At 66.5% G+C, this 4,959-nt stretch carries 5 protein-coding genes; 3 read left to right on the top strand and 2 right to left on the bottom strand.

Annotated elements, in window-relative coordinates:
- A partial coding sequence (locus ACE3UY_RS15430) for a TolB family protein (protein ID WP_374688390.1) occupies nucleotides 1-491 on the bottom strand: 491 nt, incomplete at its 3' end.
- Between the two features lie 321 nt (nucleotides 492-812).
- Here ACE3UY_RS15430 and ACE3UY_RS15425 point away from each other — a divergent pair.
- The gene (locus ACE3UY_RS15425; RefSeq protein WP_374688389.1) at nucleotides 813-1,265 is read left to right on the top strand and encodes a hypothetical protein; all 453 of its coding nucleotides are present in this window, start codon (nucleotides 813-815) and stop codon (nucleotides 1,263-1,265) included.
- A 168-nt stretch (nucleotides 1,266-1,433) separates the two neighbouring features.
- Here the strand turns inward: ACE3UY_RS15425 and ACE3UY_RS15420 are convergent, their stop codons facing one another.
- The gene (locus ACE3UY_RS15420; protein ID WP_374688388.1) at nucleotides 1,434-2,939 is read right to left on the bottom strand and encodes an FAD-dependent oxidoreductase; all 1,506 of its coding nucleotides are present in this window, start codon (nucleotides 2,937-2,939) and stop codon (nucleotides 1,434-1,436) included.
- A 302-nt stretch (nucleotides 2,940-3,241) separates the two neighbouring features.
- Between ACE3UY_RS15420 and ACE3UY_RS15415 the strand changes: the two genes are divergently transcribed.
- On the top strand, nucleotides 3,242-3,982 hold the full coding sequence (locus ACE3UY_RS15415; protein WP_374688387.1) for a hypothetical protein: 741 nt from the start codon (nucleotides 3,242-3,244) through the stop codon (nucleotides 3,980-3,982).
- A 439-nt stretch (nucleotides 3,983-4,421) separates the two neighbouring features.
- Nucleotides 4,422-4,835 carry a phage holin family protein gene (locus ACE3UY_RS15410; protein ID WP_374688386.1) on the top strand — a complete coding sequence of 138 codons (414 nt, stop codon included), beginning with the start codon at nucleotides 4,422-4,424 and terminating at the stop codon, nucleotides 4,833-4,835.
- Nucleotides 4,836-4,959 lie beyond the last annotated feature (124 nt).

Here is a 4,959-nt window from a genome sequence, read left to right as displayed (position 1 = left end):
TCGTCCTGGGTTAGCCGCAGGGCCGGACCACCAGCTCCGTCCGGACTGACGGACATGACGTAGAGTTCGCTGTCATGCACATAGTCGTCGGGGGTGGTCGTGAAGGCGATCCATGCCCCGTTGGGCGACCAGCGGGGAGAACCCTCGTCGAGGTCGTTGAAGGTCAGACGCTTCAGGCCGGAGCCGTCGGCATTGATCAGGTAGAGTTCAATCAAGATGTTTTCGGAGGAGGTACGGGTGAAGACGAGCCGGCGGCCGTCGGGCGACCAGTCAAAGGCCCATTCCCCGCCATTGTCAACGGTCAGGAAGGCGGGGAAATCGGGCGCGACAACGCCACGCGAGACAATCTCGTTGGCATAAGTGAAGGCGAGGGGGCCGTTGCGCGGCTGGGGACTTGCGCCGGCGGGGCCGGACCAGAACATGAGAAGCGCCAGGAGTACCAGTAGGACAGCCGCCGCGTGCGACGGCGAGAGACGGGTAGAGGGTATCATGGATGGCTCCTTGCGGGGTAGGCACCCGTGTTGGCGTCGCGGACGATCGCGGGCGTCGGGGCGACGCTCGTGCCGCGACACTCGTCATTATAGACCTTTTTTCTCAGAGCGCAATCGCGCAATGGGCCTACCCGGAGCAATCGCGTACACCTTGATACCCTCGGAGTGCGCATCCTCAGATGCGTGCTCCCGTCGCCGTAGCCGCTGGCCGGCGGTCGCGTCCCGCATCTGAGGATGCGGACTCCGAGGGGCTTCTCCGTCGGGTACTTAGGGAACGGTCTGGTCTGCGCTATACTTGATTCAAGAAAAAGGGGGTTATTAATGACCTGGATCGGCAACCTAATCCGCAATTACACCGAGCGGCGCGCGGCGGGGCAATCGCCCGGCCAACTGGTGGAGAACCTGATCGCGTCGGGGCCGGCCGTGGCCGGCAAGTTCGCGCGGGCGGCCGACACGCCGCGCAACCGCGAGGCCGCGGCCCATATCATCGGCATCGAGCGCTGGAGCCAGCGGCGGCTGCGCACGGCGCTGGGAGACGTGATGGTGCGCGACGAGTACGACGGCTACCGGCCTTCCACTGACTTGAGCATGACCGAGTTGGCCGAGCTGTTCGCCCAGACGCGCGAGCAGACCGTGGCCCTGGCCCAGACCGCGGCCAACCTGCCCGACAGCGTCACCGCGCCTCACAACGACCTGGGCGACCTGAGCGTGCCGGGTTGGCTCTACTATATGGATAGCCACGCCACCCGCGAGTGTATGCGCCTGCGGGGATAAGAGGAATCATCCGCAGATTGGGCAGATTAGGCAGATTATTAAGAGACTCCCGCAAAGAGCGCCAAGAACGCAAAGATACATTTTCCCTTAGCGTTCTTGGCGCACTTGGCGTGCTTTGCGTGAAACTTCTTAATCTGCCTAATCTGCCCAATCTGCGGATGATTCCTCTTATTCTTTCTGCCGGATGTCTTTACGCTCCAAGGGTGTCAGGGCCGGGCCTTCGATGACCTGGCCGTCGTGGGCGAAGCGGCTGCCGTGGCAGGGGCAATCCCAACTGCGCTCGGCCCCGTTCCAGCGCACCACGCAGCCCAGGTGGGTGCAGATAGGCGAGAGGGCGATGTAGCCGCCGTCCTCCTGCCGGTAGAGCGCCACCTTGTCGCCGTTGATCTCCACCAGCGCCCCCTGGCCGGGGGCGACACCCTCCACCCGCTCTACGTCCGCGCCGGTCAGATAGCCGCGCAGGTATTGGCCGGCGTTGTCGAGGTTCTCCTTCAAGAAGTCGCGCGCCGACTTGGCCAGGGTGACGCGCCGGGCGCGGTACAGCTCCGCCCACGGGTTCTCGCGGCCGGCAATGGCGTCGGCGATGATGCGCGCCGCCAGCGGGCCATAGACCAGGCCGTTCGTGCCGAAGCCCGTCGCCACGTAGACGTTGTCGGCCCCTGCCGCCGGGCCGATGTAGGGCAGAATGTCGGCCGAGCGATAGCCCTGGGCCGACCAGCGGTAGTCGACGGTCGCTACGGGGAAGCGGGCGCGGGCGTAGGCCTCCACCTTTTCGTAGTAGTGCGGCGCGTCGTCGTGCTGGCCCGTCTTATGCTCCTCGCCGATGACGATCAGATACTCATGGCCCCCGGCGGTGAAAGAGCGAATGGAGTGCGTGGACTCCTCCATGCTCCAGAAGATGCCCTGCGGATAGGCGCCGTTGGTCAGGCGCGCCGCTACACCGTAATCGCGGTAGGGGCCGAGGACGGTCTGCACGGGATGGAAGCCGACGGGGCTGTGCGTCGCCAGGATGATGTGGCCGGCCCTCACGGAGCCGGCGGCGGTGCGGACGAGGCCCGCGCCGCCATCGATCTCCAACGCGCGCGACTGCTCGAAGAAACGGCACGTGCCGGAGGCGACGGCCGCCGCCAGCCCGCGCGTGAAGGCCGCCGGCTGGAACTGCGCCTGGCCGGGCATGTGCAGGGCGCGGCGGATGGGCAGGGGCAGCGGCGCGTCGTCCACCAGTTGGGTGGCAATGCCCGCGGCGCGCACCGCCTCGTGCTCGTCGGCCAGCTTCTCCTCCTGCTCGCGGTCGGCGGCGAACAGGTAGTGGGGCCGCCGGGCAAAGTCGCAGGCCAGCCCGTAGTGCGCAACGACGCCTTCCAGAAAGTCAACCGTCTCGGCGCGGGAGCGGGCCACGGCGGCGGCGGTGGCCTCGTCCCACTTGTCGCGGACGTGGCGCAAGCCCTGGTCGATGGTGGCGTAGAGGTTGCCGGTGGAGTTGCCGGTCGTGCCCAGGCCGATCTGCCGCGCTTCGAGGACGATGACCGAGCGGCCGGCCGCGGCCAGCTGCATGGCCGCCGTGACGCCGGTGATGCCGCCGCCGATGATAACCACGTCGGCCTCAGCCTCGCCGCCGAAGGTGGGAAAAGTCATGGACGGGGCGTCCGCTTCCCAGATCGAGGTTTTATCCATGTACGCTCTTCTCCTGTTGAGTGGCGCGGCCGGGCGGTGGGGGAGGGAAGGGGAGCCGCAGGGTGTTAATGTATTGGAACAGAATAGCCCACCCGCATGAGCACAGGCTTAGGCTGAGATGGGCGGTTCGGGTGAAAGATTGAATCCGCTCTTAATCCGTGTCGTCCGTCCCAATCCGTAGCCATTTATCCCCTCCCACAAAGTCATTGCGCCGAACGGCCGAATCTGATCTATACTGTAGCCAGAGCCGTGGGGAGCCATCGCGCGGCGGCCTGGTTTCGCCGCGAACAGGAGTGGGAAACATGGTCACGCGAAATAGCATGACGGACGCGTCTCGTCCGCCAACCGCGTTGCGTGTCGCCGGTCGCGAGATCGCCGGCGTGACGGGCGACGGGGTGATTCTGGGCGCGGGCGTGGGACTGGCGGTGGTGTTGGGGCTAGGGCTGTGGTTGCCGCGCCGGTTGGGCGGCGACGCGACGGAGGTGGCGATAGCCGGCGCGTTGTCGCTGGTGACGGCCCTCTTCGTCGGCAGCCTGATGATCATCCCCCTGTTATTGGCCGAGGAAGGCGCGCGCCGGCTGCCCGGCGCGACGAGAGCCAGCCCCGGGGCGGCCGTGGCCGGGCGGGCGCTGGCCGGGCTGGCCCTGGGGCTGGTCGGGGCGGCTGTGGCTCTGCTTGTCTATGCCGGGTCGGTTGTCCAGTGGGGGCCGGCCATCGGCGGGGCGCTGTTGGCCGTCGTCTTCGGGCTGAGCCTGGGGCTGATGGTCGACCTGCTGGTGGGCGGGCGCGGCAGCCTGAACCTGTGGCTGACCGTGGTAGCGCTGGCGCTGCTGGCCCCGGCCATGCTGCTGGTCCTGCCGGGCATGGCCTCGATGGCCGCGTCGCCCGAACTGCGCTGGGTTCCCACGGTCGCCCTGGCGCGGCTGTTCGGGGCGGGGCTGGGCCTGCCGCTGGACGGCTGGATCGGGGCGGCGGCGGCCGTGCTGCTGCCGGCGGCGGTGGCGCTGGCGGTGGCGGCGTGGGTCGTGCGGCGGACGGATTGAGAGAAATCGATCTGGCGCGCAACCAATCGCGCACGCTGGGGTTACAATCGGTTAGAACGACTGCGCCGGCCCACCTAGGGCTTTGCCACGGGAGAAGGGCATTGGGCGAGTCGTGATGGCGACAGCGCCGAGGCATGGGAGAGGGACAGGTTGTTGTGAGCGACTTCATCTCATCATTCATCCCCCTGCTCATTCACCGTTCGCTCCCCTGATCCCGGCGCGACGCCGAGTGCGCCGGCCGGCATTCGGCCGGGCGTCGGTGGGGCGCGGCGAGACACGCCCCCCACGCCTTAATGGAGCCTGTCCGCAAGGAGGACAGTCCGGTCTGTTACTGGTAAACAGTTCAGTTCGGTGATTTATCTTTCGGCGGGCCAGCCAGCCTTCGGGCCGGGGCCGGCCGGTTATTGGCACAGGCCATCATTCTTGGAGGAAATCGAAAGTGGCAACACTGCTCAGTATTCTTTTGTCGTGGCTTCTGTCCGCGCTCGTCATCTACATCGTCGGCCGTCTTAACCTCGGCCTGACCGTCGGCAGCTTCACGTCCGCGCTCATCGCCGCGGCGGTGATCGCCATCGTTAGTTGGCTGATTACCTGGCTGCTGGGTCTTATTGGGATCAATCTCGGTAACTCGACCCTGATCGGCGTGATCGTCTCACTCATCGTAGCCGCCATCGTGCTGATGATCAGCGATCGCTTTGTCAGTGGCATGGCCGTCAACGGCTTCGTCGGCGCCCTGGTTGCGGCCGTCGCCATCGCCGTTGTGGCCTGGCTGGTGGGCTGGCTCCTGGGCCTGTTGGGCTTCGGCGCGGACGCCAACCCGACCACCACCCTGTTGTTGCGCGCGTTGTTCTAAGAAGGCATCGGCGGATTTCACGATGGCGTGAAGTCTGAACCAGCCTGACCTATCAACCGACGCGCCCGGACTGACCATCCGGGCGCGTTTTGCTTGGGCGCGCCTTGCACGCTCTACATCCAGC

This window comes from Promineifilum sp. (SeqCode) (genome assembly GCF_041918635.1).
Lineage (GTDB): Bacteria > Chloroflexota > Anaerolineae > Promineifilales > Promineifilaceae > Promineifilum.
Note: the sequence above shows the minus strand (reverse complement) of the source record. Positions and strands in the feature narration are given on the sequence as shown.

Bases quoted from the DNA above. Each gene is read 5' to 3' on its own strand.
- ACE3UY_RS15425 (WP_374688389.1), top strand. From the start codon at position 813: ATGACCTGGATCGGCAACCTAATCCGCAATTACACCGAGCGGCGCGCG.
- ACE3UY_RS15420 (WP_374688388.1), bottom strand. From the start codon at position 2,939: ATGGATAAAACCTCGATCTGGGAAGCGGACGCCCCGTCCATGACTTTT.
- ACE3UY_RS15415 (WP_374688387.1), top strand. From the start codon at position 3,242: ATGGTCACGCGAAATAGCATGACGGACGCGTCTCGTCCGCCAACCGCG.